This is a genomic window from Agrococcus versicolor (assembly GCF_039531815.1).
Lineage (GTDB): Bacteria > Actinomycetota > Actinomycetes > Actinomycetales > Microbacteriaceae > Agrococcus > Agrococcus versicolor.
Window position 1 is genome coordinate 531,451 of record NZ_BAAAQT010000006.1, and the last position, 15,460, is coordinate 546,910.

General features: G+C 73.0%; 19 protein-coding genes and 1 pseudogene. 18 read left to right on the forward strand and 2 right to left on the reverse strand.

Going from position 1 to position 15,460, the window contains the following annotated elements; genetic code table 11:
• Window positions 1-11 precede the first annotated feature (11 nt).
• From pgsA to dapF, 11 genes are all read left to right on the forward strand, one after another.
• Complete coding sequence (gene pgsA / locus ABD249_RS10860; protein ID WP_344343421.1) at window positions 12-620, forward strand: CDP-diacylglycerol--glycerol-3-phosphate 3-phosphatidyltransferase; 609 nt, start codon at window positions 12-14, stop codon at window positions 618-620.
• Window positions 617-1,147, forward strand: a complete 531-nt coding sequence (locus ABD249_RS10865; protein ID WP_344343424.1) for a CinA family protein — start codon at window positions 617-619, stop codon at window positions 1,145-1,147. Before pgsA ends, ABD249_RS10865 begins: the two co-directional genes overlap by 4 nt.
• Before the next feature lie 72 nt (window positions 1,148-1,219).
• Window positions 1,220-1,537: a helix-turn-helix domain-containing protein gene (locus ABD249_RS10870; protein WP_344343426.1), complete on the forward strand. Its 318-nt coding sequence runs from the start codon at window positions 1,220-1,222 to the stop codon at window positions 1,535-1,537.
• A gap of 72 nt (window positions 1,538-1,609) precedes the next feature.
• Window positions 1,610-1,831, forward strand: a complete 222-nt coding sequence (locus tag ABD249_RS10875) for a DUF3046 domain-containing protein (protein WP_344343429.1) — start codon at window positions 1,610-1,612, stop codon at window positions 1,829-1,831.
• Window positions 1,832-2,065: 234 nt separating this feature from the next.
• Complete coding sequence (gene recA / locus ABD249_RS10880; RefSeq protein ID WP_344343431.1) at window positions 2,066-3,136, forward strand: recombinase RecA; 1,071 nt, start codon at window positions 2,066-2,068, stop codon at window positions 3,134-3,136.
• Window positions 3,133-3,621 carry a regulatory protein RecX gene (locus ABD249_RS10885; RefSeq protein ID WP_344343433.1) on the forward strand — a complete coding sequence of 163 codons (489 nt, stop codon included), beginning with the start codon at window positions 3,133-3,135 and terminating at the stop codon, window positions 3,619-3,621. Before recA ends, ABD249_RS10885 begins: the two co-directional genes overlap by 4 nt.
• A 75-nt stretch (window positions 3,622-3,696) precedes the next feature.
• Entirely contained in the window at window positions 3,697-4,152 is a 456-nt protein-coding gene (locus ABD249_RS10890) for a hypothetical protein (RefSeq protein WP_344343435.1), read from the forward strand.
• Window positions 4,153-4,288: 136 nt separating this feature from the next.
• Complete coding sequence (locus ABD249_RS10895; protein ID WP_344343437.1) at window positions 4,289-4,777, forward strand: hypothetical protein; 489 nt, start codon at window positions 4,289-4,291, stop codon at window positions 4,775-4,777.
• 70 nt (window positions 4,778-4,847) lie between these two features.
• A complete protein-coding gene (miaB, locus tag ABD249_RS10900) occupies window positions 4,848-6,308 on the forward strand; it encodes a tRNA (N6-isopentenyl adenosine(37)-C2)-methylthiotransferase MiaB (RefSeq protein ID WP_344343439.1) in 1,461 nt (486 codons plus the stop codon).
• Complete coding sequence (miaA, locus tag ABD249_RS10905; RefSeq protein WP_344343934.1) at window positions 6,308-7,204, forward strand: tRNA (adenosine(37)-N6)-dimethylallyltransferase MiaA; 897 nt, start codon at window positions 6,308-6,310, stop codon at window positions 7,202-7,204. The genes miaB and miaA overlap by 1 nt, the downstream gene beginning before the upstream one ends.
• Window positions 7,205-7,236: 32 nt before the next feature.
• Window positions 7,237-8,085 (forward strand): diaminopimelate epimerase, encoded by an 849-nt coding sequence (dapF, locus tag ABD249_RS10910; protein ID WP_344343441.1) that lies wholly within the window; start codon window positions 7,237-7,239, stop codon window positions 8,083-8,085.
• On the opposite strand, the gene ABD249_RS10915 is transcribed toward dapF, so the two are convergent.
• The gene (locus ABD249_RS10915) at window positions 8,082-8,687 is read right to left on the reverse strand and encodes a class I SAM-dependent methyltransferase (RefSeq protein ID WP_344343443.1); all 606 of its coding nucleotides are present in this window, start codon (window positions 8,685-8,687) and stop codon (window positions 8,082-8,084) included. The two genes, dapF and ABD249_RS10915, sit on opposite strands and share 4 nt — an antisense overlap.
• A 26-nt stretch (window positions 8,688-8,713) precedes the next feature.
• Here ABD249_RS10915 and hflX point away from each other — a divergent pair, with 26 nt between their 5' ends.
• The gene (hflX, locus tag ABD249_RS10920) at window positions 8,714-10,198 is read left to right on the forward strand and encodes a GTPase HflX (protein WP_344343445.1); all 1,485 of its coding nucleotides are present in this window, start codon (window positions 8,714-8,716) and stop codon (window positions 10,196-10,198) included.
• A 70-nt stretch (window positions 10,199-10,268) separates the two neighbouring features.
• Here the strand turns inward: hflX and lexA are convergent.
• Window positions 10,269-10,993, reverse strand: a pseudogene (gene lexA / locus ABD249_RS10925) (transcriptional repressor LexA).
• A 144-nt stretch (window positions 10,994-11,137) separates the two neighbouring features.
• Between lexA and ABD249_RS10930 the strand changes: the two are divergent.
• The 6 genes from ABD249_RS10930 to ABD249_RS10955 are packed head-to-tail and all read left to right on the forward strand — an operon-like array spanning window position 11,138 to window position 15,449.
• Window positions 11,138-11,467, forward strand: a complete 330-nt coding sequence (locus tag ABD249_RS10930; protein WP_344343449.1) for a LysM peptidoglycan-binding domain-containing protein — start codon at window positions 11,138-11,140, stop codon at window positions 11,465-11,467.
• A 59-nt stretch (window positions 11,468-11,526) separates the two neighbouring features.
• Complete coding sequence (locus tag ABD249_RS10935; protein WP_344343451.1) at window positions 11,527-12,615, forward strand: histidinol-phosphate transaminase; 1,089 nt, start codon at window positions 11,527-11,529, stop codon at window positions 12,613-12,615.
• 10 nt (window positions 12,616-12,625) lie between these two features.
• A complete protein-coding gene (hisB, locus tag ABD249_RS10940) occupies window positions 12,626-13,222 on the forward strand; it encodes an imidazoleglycerol-phosphate dehydratase HisB (RefSeq protein ID WP_344343453.1) in 597 nt (198 codons plus the stop codon).
• Window positions 13,223-13,230: 8 nt separating this feature from the next.
• A complete protein-coding gene (hisH, locus tag ABD249_RS10945) occupies window positions 13,231-13,857 on the forward strand; it encodes an imidazole glycerol phosphate synthase subunit HisH (protein ID WP_344343455.1) in 627 nt (208 codons plus the stop codon).
• A 33-nt stretch (window positions 13,858-13,890) separates the two neighbouring features.
• Window positions 13,891-14,640: a bifunctional 1-(5-phosphoribosyl)-5-((5-phosphoribosylamino)methylideneamino)imidazole-4-carboxamide isomerase/phosphoribosylanthranilate isomerase PriA gene (gene priA, locus ABD249_RS10950; RefSeq protein WP_344343457.1), complete on the forward strand. Its 750-nt coding sequence runs from the start codon at window positions 13,891-13,893 to the stop codon at window positions 14,638-14,640.
• Complete coding sequence (locus ABD249_RS10955) at window positions 14,637-15,449, forward strand: SseB family protein (protein ID WP_344343459.1); 813 nt, start codon at window positions 14,637-14,639, stop codon at window positions 15,447-15,449. The genes priA and ABD249_RS10955 overlap by 4 nt, the downstream gene beginning before the upstream one ends.
• Window positions 15,450-15,460: the final 11 nt, after the last annotated feature.

The window sequence follows — 15,460 nt, forward strand, 5'->3', positions numbered from 1 at the left end:
AGCCTGGGCCCATGAGCATCCTGAGCCCCTGGCGGGGCCGCGTCTGGGCTCGCGGCGAGACGCCGGCATCCGTCGCGAGCGTGCCGAACGTCATCTCGGTCGTGCGGGTCGTGCTCACGCCGGTGTTCGTCTGGCTCGTGCTCGCCGACGACGGCGAGCTCGGATCGCTGCGGCTCGTCGCCGCGGTGCTGTTCGTCGTCCTCATCGCCACCGACTTCGTCGACGGCTGGATCGCGCGCAGCCGCAACCTCGTCACCGACTTCGGCAAGCTCTTCGACCCCATCGCCGACAAGGCGATCACGGGTGCGGCCTTCGTCGTGCTCTCGATCCTCGGCGAGCTGCCGTGGTGGATCACGATCCTCGTCCTCGTGCGCGAGATCGGCATCACGGTGCATCGCCTCGCGATCGCGAACGACGTCGTCATCCCCGCGTCGTGGCCGGGCAAGGCGAAGACCTGGGCGCAGGCGGTCGCCCTCTCCGCGGCGCTCCTCCCGCTCGCCGCGTGGATCGGCGAGACGCCGGCCGCCGTGATCCACGTCACGACGATGGTCGTGGCGATCCTCCTGACGATCGCCTCGGGGCTCGAGTACCTCTGGCACGTGCGGCCCGGACGCCGATGACCGTCGCCGAGGAGGTCGTGCGCCGAGCGCGGTCGCTCGGCGCGACGATCGCGGTGGCGGAGTCCCTCACGGGCGGTGCGCTCGCGAGCGCCATCGTCGACGTGCCGGGCGCCTCGGCCGTGCTGCGCCTGGGCGTCGTCGCGTACGACACGGCGATGAAGGCCTCGGTGCTCGGCGTCGACGCCGGGATGCTCGCCGAGCGCGGCCCCGTCGACGCCGGCGTCGCGGCGCAGATGGCGGCGGGCGTGCGGGCGCTCGCCGACGTCGCCGGACCCGCGACGATCGGCGTGTCGACGACGGGCGTCGCGGGGCCCGAGCAGCAGGGCGGGCATGCGGTCGGCGAGGTGCACGTCGGCATCGCGACGACTCGCGGCACCCGATCGGTGGAGCGCGCGCTCGCGGGCGACCGCGCCGCCATCCGCGCCGCGACGGTCGAGGCGGCGCTCGCCGAGCTCCTCGTCGAGCTCGACGGCATCCACAGGCCATCCACAGACGCCACCGGGTCCGAACAGGAATACGAGATGTGATGCTGACGTTGTCAGATCTCGGTGGACGTCCAGCGCTAGGCTGGTGACCCACCGAGGGTGAAGGGGGATCCCATGGTGTTGCTGAGACAGGAGCTGGGCGACGTGCTGCGCGACGTTCGCCTCCAGCAGGGGCGCACGCTGCGCCAGGTCGCGTCGCGCGCTTCGGTCGCGCTCGGCTACCTCTCCGAGGTGGAGCGCGGGCAGAAGGAGGCGTCGAGCGAGATCCTCGCCGCCGTGGCGGAGGCGCTCGACGTGCCGCTGTCGAGCATCCTGCGAGAGGCGGGGGAGCGTCTCGCCGTGCTCGAGGGCATCGACGTGCCGGTCCTGCACCGCATCCCGGACGCGGTGCCCGACGAGCTCGTCCGAGAGATGTCGTCGATCGCACGCTGACGGGCGACCGACCGGACCGTGTCGAGAGGGGCTGCGTGCATGCGCGGCCCCTCTCGCATATCGTGGGGGACCATGCGCACGAGCGAGCTCCAGCGAGCGGTCGACGACGAGTTCGGCCGGCTCGGCGCCGTGCTGCTCGCGGACCAGGTGCTCCCCGGCCTCGACGGCCGCACGGGCGACGAGGCGCTCGCCGACGGCGTCGCGCCGCGCACGGTCTGGCTCGCGCTCTGCGACGCGCAGGACGTGCCCGAGGCGCGTCGCCACGGTGCCGGTCGTCGCGCCGCCACGCGCTGACGACGCGACGCGACACGCCGAGATCGTGTTCGAAGATTCGTTCGAACGAGTCGTACGCTGATCTCGCAGCGTTCCACATCCCGGCGCCCTGCACAGGAGGAGGCCTCCTCGACCTCGTGTCGGCGGTCCCGCCTAGCGTGAGCCGGGTCGAGGACGCCGCCGGTCACCCGGTGGCTGCGCCCGGCCAGACATGGCTGCCTGTGGGCGAGCGGACAACGAACGAGAGGTAGGACGATGCCAACGCAAGCAGATCGCGAGAAGTCGCTGGAGGCGGCGCTCGCCCAGATCGACAAGCAGTTCGGCAAGGGCACGGTCATGCGCCTCGGCAGCGACGATCGTGCACCCGTCGAGGTCATCCAGACCGGCTCGATCGCGCTCGACGTCGCGCTCGGCATCGGCGGGCTCCCGCGCGGCCGCATCATCGAGATCTACGGCCCGGAGTCCTCGGGCAAGACGACGCTGACGCTCCACGCCATCGCCAACGCGCAGCGCAACGGCGGCATCGCCGCGTTCATCGACGCCGAGCACGCGCTCGACCCCGAGTACGCGAAGAAGCTCGGCGTCGACATCGACGCCCTCCTCGTCTCCCAGCCCGACACGGGCGAGCAGGCGCTCGAGATCGCCGACATGCTCGTGCGCTCCGGCTCGATCGACCTCGTCGTCATCGACTCCGTCGCGGCGCTCGTGCCGCGCGCCGAGATCGAGGGCGAGATGGGCGACAGCCACGTCGGCCTCCAGGCCCGTCTCATGTCGCAGGCGCTGCGCAAGCTCACGGGTGGGCTGAACCAGACGCAGACGACGATGATCTTCATCAACCAGCTGCGCGAGAAGATCGGCGTGTTCTTCGGCAGCCCCGAGACGACCGCGGGCGGCAAGGCGCTGAAGTTCTACGCGTCGGTCCGCCTCGACATCCGTCGCATCGAGACCCTGAAGGACGGCACGGAGGCCGTGGGCAACCGCACGCGCGTCAAGGTCGTGAAGAACAAGATGGCCCCGCCCTTCAAGCAGGCCGAGTTCGACATCCTCTACGGCATCGGCATCTCGCGCGAGGGCAGCCTCATCGACTTCGGCGTCGACCACGGCATCGTCAAGAAGTCCGGCGCCTGGTACACCTACGACGGCGACCAGCTCGGCCAGGGCAAGGAGAAGGCGCGCGAGTTCCTGCGCACCAACCCCGACATGGCCGCCGAGATCGAGACGAAGATCCTCACGAAGCTCGGCGTCGGCAAGGCCGCCGCGGCGGCTGCAGCGGCAGCGCCCGTCGAGTCGCTCTCCGACCGCCGTGCGGAGCGCGTGGGCGCATGAGGGTCGTCGACCTCGCCGAGGTGCGCGCCGCGAAGGAGCGCGCCTCGGAGGAGGCGCTCGACGCCGCGCGCCGCATGCTCGGCCGTCGTGCCCTCAGCCGCTCCGAGGTCGCGAAGCGCCTCGACGAGCAGGGCGTCGAGCCCGAGGACCGCGATGCGGCGCTCGACCGGCTCGAGGCGGAGGGCGCGATCGACGATCGCGCCCTCGCCGAGACGGTCGCCGAACGCGTGCGGAGCCGCCGCAGGGCCGGCGCCCGCGTCGTGGCGCAGGAGCTCGCACGCCGAGGCATCGCGCAGGAGGACCGGGTCGAGGAGCCGTCGGAGGACGACGAGCTCGAGCGCGCCGTGCAGCTCGCCGAGCAACGCCTGAGGCGAGGTCCGATCGACGACGTCGCCGAGCGACGCGTCGCCGGCATGCTCGCCCGCCGCGGCTTCTCGTCGACCATCGCGCGTCGAGCGATCGCCGACGTCAAGGCGCGGTCGTAGCGGTCCAGGTCACCCGGAGTGCAGACTCAGCGCGCATCCAAGGAACGTCCGGCCTCGCCGGGCTATGGTGACGGCATGAAGACCTCGCGCCTCCTCGCGCTCCCGGCCATCGCCGGCGCTGCGCTGCTGACCATGACCGGCTGCTTCCAGCTGCCCGGCGCCCCCACCACGAACCCCGGCACGTCGACCGCTCCCACCGATGGTGGCGGCGGCGGCGGCGAGGCGGCCGTGGATCTCGCAGGCACGACCTGGTCCGGCACGGACTCGATCGGCAACGAGATGACGTTCACCTTCGCCGACGACGGCACGATCGACTTCTCGGACTTCAACACGCAGACGTACGACGTCCCCACCGACACGTGGTCGATGGACGGCTCGAACGTCGAGATCACGATCTCGGGCGTGCCGACGTCGGCCGACGGCAGCGGCACGGACATCACCTACTCCGGCCAGGCCACGACCGGCAGCATGTCGCTCTCCGGCACCGGCGAGGACGGCGAGTCCTACTCGCTGTCGATCACCGAGGGCTGATCGACCGCATCGAGGCACGAGGGGCGGCAGGCGCGAGCCTGCCGCCCCTCGTCGCGTCCGGCCCGTCCACCGGAGGTCCAGGCGACACCCACACGGCATTCAGGAGGGTGGGTGCCACCGGCCCTAGGCTCGTGGCATGAACATCCCTCGCATCGCAGGCTCCGCAGCGCTCGGCGCGGCAGCGATCCTCACGCTCGCCGGCTGCATCCAGCTCCCCTCGCCCCAGGCACCCACCACGACGGCGCCGACCCCGACGCAGCCCGCGACGAGCGAGCCGGTGGCTCCGCCGTCGGAGCCGGCCGCCGAGGAGGGCGCCGAGCTCGTCGACACGCAGTGGTCGGGTGCCGTGAACGGCCCCGAGGTGGGCATCGACCTGCAGTTCACCTTCGAGGAGGACGGCACGCTCTACATCACGTCGTGGAGCGGCGAGGAGGGCACGCCCTTCGACTCGCCGAGCGACACGTGGGCGGTCGAGGACGGCACGCTCCTCATCACGCTCTCGCAGATCCAGGAGATCGAGTACATCGACCTCACGGGTGCCTTCGCGCCCGGCACGACCATCGACCTCACGGGCACCGACGGCGTCGGCACCTCCGGCTACACGGCCAGCTTCACGCAGGGCTGAGGCTCGGCGCCATGCGCGCGCACGACGGGGACGGCCGGATGGCCGTCCCCGTCGTCGTACGCTGGAGGACATGACCAGGACGTTCGAGGTGCGCACCTTCGGCTGCCAGATGAACGTCCATGACTCCGAGCGCCTCCGCGGCTCGCTGCTCGAGGCCGGCTACGCCGAGGCGAGCGACGACGAGCCCGACCTCATCGTCATCAACACGTGCGCCGTGCGCGAGAACGCCGACTCGCGCCTCTACGGCACGCTCGGCCAGCTCGCGAAGACCAAGCGCGAGCGCGGCGGCTTCCAGATCGCCGTCGGCGGCTGCCTCGCGCAGAAGGACCGCGGCACGATCCTCGACCGGGCGCCATGGGTCGACGTCGTCTTCGGCACCCACAACCTCGGCTCGCTCCCGACGCTGCTCGAGCGCGCGCGCCACAACGACGAGGCGCAGGTCGAGATCCTCGAGTCGCTCGAGACGTTCCCGTCGACCCTGCCGGCCAAGCGGGAGTCCACGTACTCCGGCTGGGTGTCGATCTCGGTCGGCTGCAACAACACCTGCACGTTCTGCATCGTGCCGGCGCTGCGCGGCAAGGAGCGCGACCGTCGGCCCGGCGAGATCCTCGCCGAGCTTGAGGCGCTCGCCGCCGAGGGCGTCATGGAGGTGACGCTGCTGGGCCAGAACGTGAACTCCTACGGCGTCGAGTTCGGCGATCGTCTCGCGTTCGGCAAGCTGCTGCGCGCCGCGGGCGAGATCGAGGGCCTCGAGCGCATCCGCTTCACGAGCCCCCACCCGGCCGCGTTCACCGACGACGTCATCGACGCGATGGCGGAGACGCCCGCCGTCATGCCGCAGCTGCACATGCCGCTGCAGTCGGGCTCCGACCGCATCCTCAAGGCCATGCGCCGCTCGTACCGCTCGGCGCGCTTCCTCGGCATCCTCGACCGCGTGCGCGACCGCATCCCCGACGCCGCGATCACGACGGACGTCATCGTCGGGTTCCCTGGGGAGACCGACGAGGACTTCGAGGACACCCTGCGGGTCGTCGAGCGGTCGCGATTCGCCTCCGCGTTCACGTTCCAGTACTCGATCCGACCGGGCACGCCCGCGGCGACCATGCCCGACCAGGTGCCGAAGGCGATCGTGCAGGAGCGGTTCGAGCGGCTCGCCGCGCTGCAGGACCGCATCACGCGCGAGGAGAACGAGCTGCAGGTGGGGCGCACCGTCGAGGTGCTCGTCGGCAGCGCGGAGGGACGGAGGGACGCCGAGACGCATCGCGTCTCGGGTCGCGCCCCCGACCATCGCCTCGTGCACCTCGTGCCCGGCGAGCACGTGCTGCGACCCGGCGACGTCGCGACCGTCGAGATCACGCGCGCGTCGACCTTCCACCTCGAGGCCGATGCCGGCCCCGTCGCCGTGCGGCGCACGCGCGCCGGCGACGCGTGGGACCTCGCGCAGGCCGACTCGTGCGGCGTCCCCGTGAGCCCCGGCACCCCGCGCGAGGCCGTGCCCGTGCGGCTCGGCATGCCGACGCTGCGCGTGTGATGCTCGCGATCGTCGGCGCGACGGGCACCGGCAAGTCGCAGCTCGCCCTCGACGTCGCGGGCGCCCTCGCCGAGCACGACGTGCCCGCGGAGGTCGTCAACGCCGACGCGATGCAGCTCTATCGCGGCATGGACGTCGGCACGGCGAAGCTCGCGCTCGCGGAGCGCCGCGGCGTGCCGCACCATCTGATGGACGTCCTCGACGTCACCGACGAGGCGAGCGTCGCCTGGTACCAGCCCCGTGCGCGCGCCGCCGTCGCGGCGATCGAGGCACGGTCGGCCGTGCCGATCCTCGTGGGCGGCAGCGGCCTCTACGCCTCGAGCGTCCTCGGCCCGCTCGACTTCCCCGGCACCGACGAGCCGCTGCGCGCCGCGCTCGAGGCCGATCTCGAGCGCGACGGCGCCGCGGCGATGCATGCGCGGCTCGCCGAGGTCGACGAGCGGGCGGCCGCGGCGATCGGGCCGCACAACGGACGCAGGCTCGTGCGAGCGCTCGAGGTCGTGACGACCACGGGGCGGCCCTTCCCCGTCGGCCTGCCCGACGTGCTGCCCGGCACGACGATCGTCCACGTGCGCCGAGCGCGGGACGAGCTCGTGCGCGCGCTCGACGCACGCGTCGAGCGCATGTGGGCGCACGGGATGCTCGACGAGGTCCGCGGCCTCGTCGAGGACGGGCTCGAGCGCGGCTCGACCGCGACGGCCGCGATCGGGTACCGGCAGGCGCTCGACGAGCTCCACGGCCGCATCGGCACGCCGGAGGCGATCGCCGAGACGCAGCGCCTCACGCGCCGCTACGCGCGCAGGCAGGTGTCGTGGTTCCAGCGATACCCGGCGATCGACGTCGACGGTCCCGTCGGCGCCGACGCCATCGCACGGCACGTCCTCGCCGCGCGCTGACGCCCGATGGTCGAGCGCCTAGGCTCGACGGCATGGTGGCGTTCGCGAAGGGCCAGGGCACGGGCAACGACTTCGTGCTGCTCGTCGACCCCGCGGGCGAGGTCTCGCCGACGCCCGAGCAGGTCGCGGCGCTGTGCGATCGCCGCTTCGGCATCGGTGCCGACGGGCTCATCGTCGCGACGCGCACGGCGGCGATGCCCGAGCACGAGCGTGCGCTCGGCGGCGGCGCCGAGTGGTTCATGGACTACCGCAACGCGGACGGCAGCATCGCCGAGATGTGCGGCAACGGCATCCGCGTCTTCGCGCGCCTCCTCGAGGAGGAGGGGCTCGCCGACGTGCGCGAGCTCGTCGTGGGCACGCGGGCGGGCATCCGCCACGTGCGCGCCGTCGACGGCGGGTTCTCCGCCGACCTCGGGGCCGTGCGGCTCGGTCCGGGCGAGCCGCTCGTGCGCGCCGGCGGCCTCGCGGTGGCGCGGCCGGGGCAGCACGTCGACGTCGGCAACCCGCACGTCGTCGTCGCGCTCGCCGACGACGACGAGCTCGCGGCGCTCGACCTCCACGCGGCACCCGAGGTCGAGCCGCCGGTCGTCGGCGGCGTCAACGTCGAGCTCGTCGTGCCGCAGGGCATCGCCGGCGGGGAGGGCAGCATCCGCATGCGCGTCCACGAGCGCGGCTCGGGGGAGACGCTCTCGTGCGGCACGGGTGCCGTCGCGGCGGCGTTCGCCACGCGCCACTGGGCGGGCGGCGCACCCGACCGCTGGCGGGTCGAGGTGCCCGGTGGCGTCGTGCACGTCGACGTCGAGCAGCGCACCGACGGCGAGCACGCATGGCTCACGGGCCCGGCGGAGATCGTCTTCCGGGGCCAGACGGCGATCCTCTAGCCGGCCGCCGCCACGCGATCGACGCGCAGGACGCGGAACGTCCGCTTCGACGTGTGCCGCTCGGCCGAGAGGCCGTCCTGCTCGTCGAGCCAGCGCAGCAGCGAGTCGGCGCCGAGGTGCTTCTGCACGACGAGCCACGCGGTGCACCCGACCTCGAGGCGTGGGAGCCACTCGAGCAGCAGCGCGTGGAGCGCGGGCTTGCCGATGCGGATCGGGGGGTTCGACCAGATCCCCTGGAAGCGAACGTCGGCTGCAACCCCGGGCAGCGACGGCAGCACGTTTGCTACGCTGACACGCTCGGCATTGCGCCGGACGAGGTCCACCGCCCTCGGATTCACATCCACCGCCCACACCCGCGCCTCAGGGGCACGGAGCGCGAGCGAGAGGGCGATCGGGCCCCATCCTGCGCCGAGGTCGAGCAGATCGCCGGTCTGCGGCGGCTCAGGGGTCTCGTCGAGCAGGACGCTCGTCCCGACGTCGAGGCCGTCGCCCGAGAACACCCCGGGCGCCGTGAGCAGCGAGCGCTCCTCCCCGGCGAGGGTCACGTGCACCTCGCGCGTGGGAGCGTCGCCCTCGGCGGCGGAGAAGTAGTGGTCGGTCACCCACCGACCGTAGTGGAGGAGACAGCATGGCTGAGGGCACCTCGCGCGTGGACCGCATCCTCGAGTGGGCCGACTCGGACGACGAGCGACCCCTCGCGCGCTCGGCGCAGGCGCTGCAGCAGGACGGCGGCGACGGCGACTTCGACGGCGACCAGCTCGATCGCGCCGATCGCGCGGCGCTGCGTCGCGTCGCGGGGCTGCGCACCGAGCTCGAGGACGTCACGGAGGTCGAGTACCGCGAGCTGCGACTCGAGAACGTCGTGCTCGTGGGCGTGCACGCGGGCTCGGTCGTCGACGCGGAGCACTCGCTCCAGGAGCTCGCCGCGCTCGCCGAGACCGCGGGCGCGACGGTGCTCGACGGCGTGCTGCAGCGCAGGCCCCATCCGGACGCCGCGACGTACGTCGGCAAGGGCAAGGCGGCCGAGCTCGCCGCGCTCGTGCAGGAGACGGGCGCCGACACCGTCGTCGCCGACACCGAGCTGACGCCGAGCCAGCGCCGCGCGCTTGAGGACGTCGTGAAGGTCAAGGTCATCGACCGCACCGCCGTGATCCTCGACATCTTCAGCCAGCACGCGAAGAGCCGCGAGGGCAAGGCGCAGGTCGAGCTCGCGCAGCTCGAGTACCTCCTGCCGCGCCTGCGCGGCTGGGGCGAGTCGATGTCCCGACAGGCAGGCGGGCAGGTCGGCGGCCAGGGTGCGGGCATGGGATCGCGCGGACCCGGCGAGACGAAGATCGAGCTCGACCGCCGTCGCATCCGCACGCGCATGGCGAGGCTCCGCAGGCAGATCACCGAGTTCGCCCCCGCCAGGAAGGCGAAGCGCGCGAATCGCGACCGCAACGAGGTGCCGTCGGTCGCGATCGCCGGCTACACGAACGCGGGCAAGTCGAGCCTCCTCAACCGGCTCACGAACGCGGGCGTGCTCGTCGAGAACTCGCTGTTCGCGACCCTCGACGCGACCGTGCGTCGCACGGAGACGCCGGACGGGCGGCTCTTCACCCTCGCCGACACCGTGGGCTTCGTGCGCAACCTCCCGCACCAGCTCGTCGAGGCCTTCCGCTCGACGCTCGAGGAGGTCGCGGAGTCCGACGTCATCGTCCACGTCGTCGACGCGAGCCACCCGGATCCCGCGGCGCAGCTCGCGACGGTCCGCGAGGTCATCGGGCAGACGGGCGCGCGCGAGATCCCCGAGATCGTCGCGTTCAACAAGGCCGACCTCGTCGCACCCGACGAGCTGCTCGTGCTGCGCGGCCTCGTGCCGACGGCCGTCATGGTGTCGGCCCGCACGGGTGCGGGCATCGACGAGCTGCGGGATCGCATCGCCGAGCTGCTGCCGCGACCGACCGTGCCGATGTCGCTGCTCGTGCCCTTCGACCGCGGCGAGGTCGTCTCGCGCATCCACGAGCGCTTCACGGTCGAGCGCGAGACCTACGAGGAGGAGGGCACGCGGCTCGACGTGCTCGTGACCTCGGACGCCGTCGACGGGCTCGAGGAGTTCCGCACCCGCCGATGAGGCGCGCCGCAGGCGACGCACGCACGAAGGCCGGCCCGGGCGTCCCGGGCCGGCCTTCGCGCGTCGGGCGTCAGAGCGAGCGCAGCACCGCGACGACGCGACCGAGCACCACGGCGGCGTCGCCGAGGATGGGCTCGAACGCCGTGTTGCGCGGCAGGAGCCACGTGTGGCCGTCGCGCTGCCGGAAGACCTTGACCGTCGCCTCCTCGTCGAGCATCGCGGCCACGATGTCGCCGTTCTCGGCCGTGGCCTGCTGCTTCACCACGACCCAGTCGCCGTCGCAGATGGCGGCGTCGATCATCGAGTCGCCGACGACCTTGAGCATGAAGAGGTCGTCGCCGCTGCCCACGAGCGAGCGGGGGAGCGGGAAGACCTCGTCGACCTGCTGCTCGGCCGTGATGGGGATGCCGGCCGCGATGCGGCCCACGAGCGGCACGTAGGCGGCTGCGTCGGTGTTCGCGGCGTCCGCGGGGTCGTCGGCCTCGACGAGCACCTCGATCGCGCGCGGACGCGCCGGGTCACGACGGATGGCGCCGGCGAGCTCGAGCTGGCCCAGCTGGTGCGTCACGCTCGAGAGCGACGAGAGGCCGACGGCGTCGCCGATCTCGCGGTAGCTCGGCGGGTAGCCGCGCCGGCGGACGGAGTCCTGGATGCACTGCAGGATCGACGCCTGCTTCTCGGTGAGCTGCCGCTGGGTCATCGCCGTCGTCCTCCTCGAGCGACCGTGTCGGTGGTCGCCGATTGACTTGCATCGTTCGAAAGCGTATCCGACGGAGTCCTCCGAGGGGCACGCATGTTCGAGCGTGTCGTCCAGGATCAGGGGCAATTCGGTCCCTTGACGAACAGACGATCCGAAGGTACGTTCGAATGGACGGAGCGCGGGTGCGGTGCTCCCGGCCGAGCGCCGCACCCGTGATCCGATTCCGAGAGGAGCCCAGCATGACCGCGATCGCCATCCAGGCACCCCAGCTGCGCATGACGCCGCGAGGCCGCCGTGCGCTCGCCGCGTTCGTCGCAGCGCCGATCCTCGCCCTGGGCGCCCTCGGTGCGCTGCAGGCGACGACGGCCCTCGCCGGCCAGCAGGCGGCCGACGTCTCGTACGAGACCGTCGTCGTCCAGCCGGGCGAGACGCTCTGGTCGATCGCCGAGGTCGTGGCTCCCGACGTCGACCCGCGCGAGGTCATCGCCGACATCCAGCGCATCAACGGGGTGGGCGGCGCGATCCAGCCGGGTCAGCAGCTCGCGATCCCCGCCGAGTACACGCGCTGAGCCGCGCCGCGCTCCGTCGTGGTGCGGCGGGCCGTCGTGCCCGCGCCTAGGCTTGTCGGGTGGCCTCGCTCGACGATCTTCCGCTCCGCGCCGACCTCGTCGGGCGCACCCCCTACGGGGCTCCGCAGCTCGACGTCCCCGTCCGGCTCAACGTGAACGAGAACGCGTTCCCCATCGCGGACGTCGTCGCCGACGACGTCGTCGCGGCGGTCCGCGAGGCGATCGCGGGCGTGCACCGCTACCCGGACCGCGAGTTCACCGAGCTGCGCGAGGCGTTCGCCGGCTACCTCGGCCACGGGCTCGACGCGTCGTCCATCTGGGCGGCGAACGGCTCGAACGAGGTGCTGCAGCACGTCCTGCAGGCGTTCGGCGGTCCCGGCCGCACCCTGCTGTCGTTCTCGCCGACCTACTCGATGTACCCGCTGCTCGCGCAGGGCGTCGGCTCGGCGTACGTCGCCGCACCGCGCGCCGCGGACCACACGCTCGACGCGGCGACCGTCACGGCGGCGATCGAGGAGCACGACCCCGACGTCGTCTTCCTCTGCGCGCCCAACAACCCGACCGGCACCGCGATGGGCCTCGACGTCGTCGAGGCCGCGTGCGACGCCGCTCGAGGCATGGTGCTCGTCGACGAGGCCTACGCCGAGTTCGCACACGACCGGTCGCAGACGGCGCTCTCCCTCCTGGGTCGGCACGAGCGGCTGCTCGTCTCGCGCACGATGAGCAAGGCGTTCGCCTACGCGGGCGTGCGCGTCGGCTACCTCGCCGCGGATCCGGCCGTCATCGACGCCCTGCGGCTCGTCCGCCTGCCGTACCACCTGTCCGCGCTCACGCAGGCGGCGGCCCTCGCGGCGCTGCGGCACGCGCCGACGATGCTCGCGCGCGTCGACGAGCTGCGGGCGCAGCGCGACCGCATCGTCGCCGAGCTCGGGCGGATGGGCTTCTCGCCCTTTCCGTCCGACGCGAACTTCGTCCTCTTCGGCGGCGTCGCCGATCCGCACGCCGCCTTCGAGGGCATGCTCGCCGACGGCGTGCTCGTGCGCGACGTCGGCATCCCCGGCACGCTGCGCGTCACGGCGGGCACGCCCGAGGAGACCGACGCCTTCCTCGCCTCCGTGGCGCGCCTCGCGCCCTCCCCACGACCGTAGGATCGGATCCATGCGCACCGCACGCATCGCCCGCACGACGAGCGAGTCCTCCATCGAGCTCGAGCTCGACCTCGACGGCACCGGCACGAGCGAGATCTCGACCACCGTGCCGTTCTACGACCACCTGCTCACCGCCCTGTCGAAGCACTCGCTCATCGACCTGCGCGTGCGGGCGACGGGCGACGTCGACATCGACGCCCACCACACCGTCGAGGACACCGCCATCTGCCTCGGCCTCGCGCTCGGCGAGGCCCTGGGCGACAAGGCGGGCATCCGTCGCTACGGCGACGCGACCGTGCCGCTCGACGAGGCGCTCGCGCGTGCCGTCGTCGACCTCTCCGGCCGGCCGTACCTCGTCCACTCGGGCGAGCCCGCGGGCTTCGAGCTGCACCGCATCGGCGGGCACTTCACGGGATCCCTCGTGCGCCACGTCCTCGAGGCCATCGCCTTCAACGCGCGCATGACGCTCCACGTCGAGGCGCTGGCAGGTCGCGACCCCCACCACGTCGCCGAGGCCGAGTTCAAGGCGCTCGCGCGCGCGCTGCGCGTCGCCGTCGAGCCCGACCCCCGCGTCACGGGCATCCCGTCGACGAAGGGCGCGCTCTGAACCCCTCGGTGGCCCTGCTCGACTACGGCATGGGCAACGTGCACTCGGCGGCGAAGGCGCTCGAGGCGGCGGGCGCGCACGTGACGCTCACGGCCGACCGCGCGACGATCATGGAGGCCGACGGCCTCGTGGTGCCCGGCGTCGGCTCGATCGCGTCGTGCGTCGCCGGCATCGAGGCCGTGCGCGGGGGCGAGCTCATCGGCCGCCGCCTCGCAGGCGGCCGCCCCGTGCTCGGCATCTGCGTCGGCATGCAGGTGCTGTTCGAGACGGGGCTCGAGGGCCGCGAGGAGACGACGGCGCTCGGCGAGTGGCCGGGCACCGTGCGACGCCTGCAGGCCGACGTCCTGCCGCACATGGGCTGGAACACCGTCGAGGCGGGGGAGGGGTCGCGGCTCTTCGCCGGCATCGAGGACGAGCGCTTCTACTTCGTGCACTCCTACGCGGCGACCGAGTGGCTCATCGATCCGCATCCGCGCATCCGGCAGCCCATCACGACGTGGGCCGAGCACGGCGAGCGGTTCCTCGCCGCCGTCGAGAACGGTCCCCTCTGCGCGACGCAGTTCCACCCCGAGAAGTCGGGGGCGGCAGGCGCCCGCCTGTTGACGAACTGGGTCGGCACGCTCGGCAGCGAGTAGCATCCTCCGCGGCACGAGACACGAAAGCGAGCCATGACCGACTTCTCCCAGGCACCCCATCTGACGCTGCTCCCCGCCGTCGACGTCGCCGGCGGCAAGGCCGTCCGCCTGACGCAGGGCAGGGCGGGCACCGAGCAGTCGTTCGGCAGCCCCGTCGACGCGGCCCTCGACTGGGTGCGCCAGGGCGCGGAGTGGATCCACCTCGTCGACCTCGACGCGGCGTTCGGTCGCGGCGAGAACCGCGGCCTCGTCAAGAAGGTGATCAAGGCCGTGCGCGGCGACGCGCAGATCGAGCTCTCGGGCGGCATCCGCGACGACCGCACGCTCGAGGCGGCGCTCGAGACGGGCGCGAAGCGCATCAACCTCGGCACGGCGGCGCTCGAGAACCCGGAGTGGACGGCGCACGTGATCGCCGAGTACGGCGACCAGATCGCCGTCGGCCTCGACGTGCGCGGCACGACGCTCGCCGCCCGCGGCTGGACGCAGGACTCCGGCGACCTGTGGGAGGTCCTCGAGCGACTCGAGGACGCCGGATGCAGCCGGTACGTCGTGACCGACGTCACGAAGGACGGCACGCTGAAGGGGCCGAACATCGAGCTGCTCGAGCAGCTCGCCGAGCGCACCGACCGGCCGATCGTGGCCTCGGGCGGCGTCTCGAGCCTCGACGACATCGCCGCGCTCCGCGAGCTCGTGCCGATCGGCGTCGAGGGCGCCATCGTCGGCAAGGCGCTCTACGCGGGGGCCTTCACGCTCGCCGCGGCCCTCGACGTCGCCGGGAAGTGACCACCCCGGGCGACTCGGCCGGCCGGCCCTGGGCGGGCCGCACCTTCCAGCACCACGAGACGGCCTACGCGGGCGACGACGGCAGCGCGCCGCCCGCCTTCGTCACGGCGGCGACGGCGCTGCGAGCCGGCGACGGCGACCTCGCTGCCGTCGTCGACTCCCTGCGCGGCGCGCGGCTCCTCGTGCCTCTCGTCGCCGAGGCGGGCGAGATGACCACGGTGGGCGGCCGCGCCGTCGACACGAGCCAGGAGCTGTCGATCGTGGCCGTCGCCGGCCCCGACGGCGCGCCCATCCTGCCGATGGCCTCCAGCGCCGACGCCATGCGCGCGTGGCGGCCCGATGCGCGCCCCGTGCCCGCCTCGATCGAGCGCTGCGCGGCCGCGGCGCTCGAGGACGCGGGTCGCGTCGTCGTCGACCCGGGCACGCCGACCGAGGTCGTCCTGCGTCGCAGCGCCCTCGTCGCGCTCCTCACGGGCTCGCCGTGGTCCCCGCCGCACCGGCATCCGACCGTGCAGGCCGAGCTCGTGGCACCGCTGCTCGCGATCGACGGCGTCGAGGCGGTGGCGCTCGCCGACGGCGATCCGACCGCGCGCCTGCTCGGCCGCGAGCTCGAGGTGCGTGCGATCGCGTCGCCCGGCGTCGATCGTGCGGCTGCGCAGGCGGCGTTCGAGAGGACGGTGCAGGGCATCGGCACGCGGCGCGAGGCATGGCAGGACGCCGTCGTCGACGTCGCGATCGAGATCGTGTGGCTCGCGCAGCCGACGCGCATCGCCTCGGGCGAGCACGTCGTCGTCTACCGCGCGCGCTGACCCGCGCCCGC

Coding starts and splice junctions, on each gene's coding strand:
- pgsA (WP_344343421.1), top strand. CDS start 12: ATGAGCATCCTGAGCCCCTGGCGGGGCCGCGTCTGGGCTCGCGGCGAG.
- ABD249_RS10865 (WP_344343424.1), top strand. CDS start 617: ATGACCGTCGCCGAGGAGGTCGTGCGCCGAGCGCGGTCGCTCGGCGCG.
- ABD249_RS10870 (WP_344343426.1), top strand. CDS start 1,220: ATGGTGTTGCTGAGACAGGAGCTGGGCGACGTGCTGCGCGACGTTCGC.
- ABD249_RS10875 (WP_344343429.1), top strand. CDS start 1,610: ATGCGCACGAGCGAGCTCCAGCGAGCGGTCGACGACGAGTTCGGCCGG.
- recA (WP_344343431.1), top strand. CDS start 2,066: ATGCCAACGCAAGCAGATCGCGAGAAGTCGCTGGAGGCGGCGCTCGCC.
- ABD249_RS10885 (WP_344343433.1), top strand. CDS start 3,133: ATGAGGGTCGTCGACCTCGCCGAGGTGCGCGCCGCGAAGGAGCGCGCC.
- ABD249_RS10890 (WP_344343435.1), top strand. CDS start 3,697: ATGAAGACCTCGCGCCTCCTCGCGCTCCCGGCCATCGCCGGCGCTGCG.
- ABD249_RS10895 (WP_344343437.1), top strand. CDS start 4,289: ATGAACATCCCTCGCATCGCAGGCTCCGCAGCGCTCGGCGCGGCAGCG.
- miaB (WP_344343439.1), top strand. CDS start 4,848: ATGACCAGGACGTTCGAGGTGCGCACCTTCGGCTGCCAGATGAACGTC.
- miaA (WP_344343934.1), top strand. CDS start 6,308: ATGCTCGCGATCGTCGGCGCGACGGGCACCGGCAAGTCGCAGCTCGCC.
- dapF (WP_344343441.1), top strand. CDS start 7,237: ATGGTGGCGTTCGCGAAGGGCCAGGGCACGGGCAACGACTTCGTGCTG.
- hflX (WP_344343445.1), top strand. CDS start 8,714: ATGGCTGAGGGCACCTCGCGCGTGGACCGCATCCTCGAGTGGGCCGAC.
- ABD249_RS10930 (WP_344343449.1), top strand. CDS start 11,138: ATGACCGCGATCGCCATCCAGGCACCCCAGCTGCGCATGACGCCGCGA.
- hisB (WP_344343453.1), top strand. CDS start 12,626: ATGCGCACCGCACGCATCGCCCGCACGACGAGCGAGTCCTCCATCGAG.
- priA (WP_344343457.1), top strand. CDS start 13,891: ATGACCGACTTCTCCCAGGCACCCCATCTGACGCTGCTCCCCGCCGTC.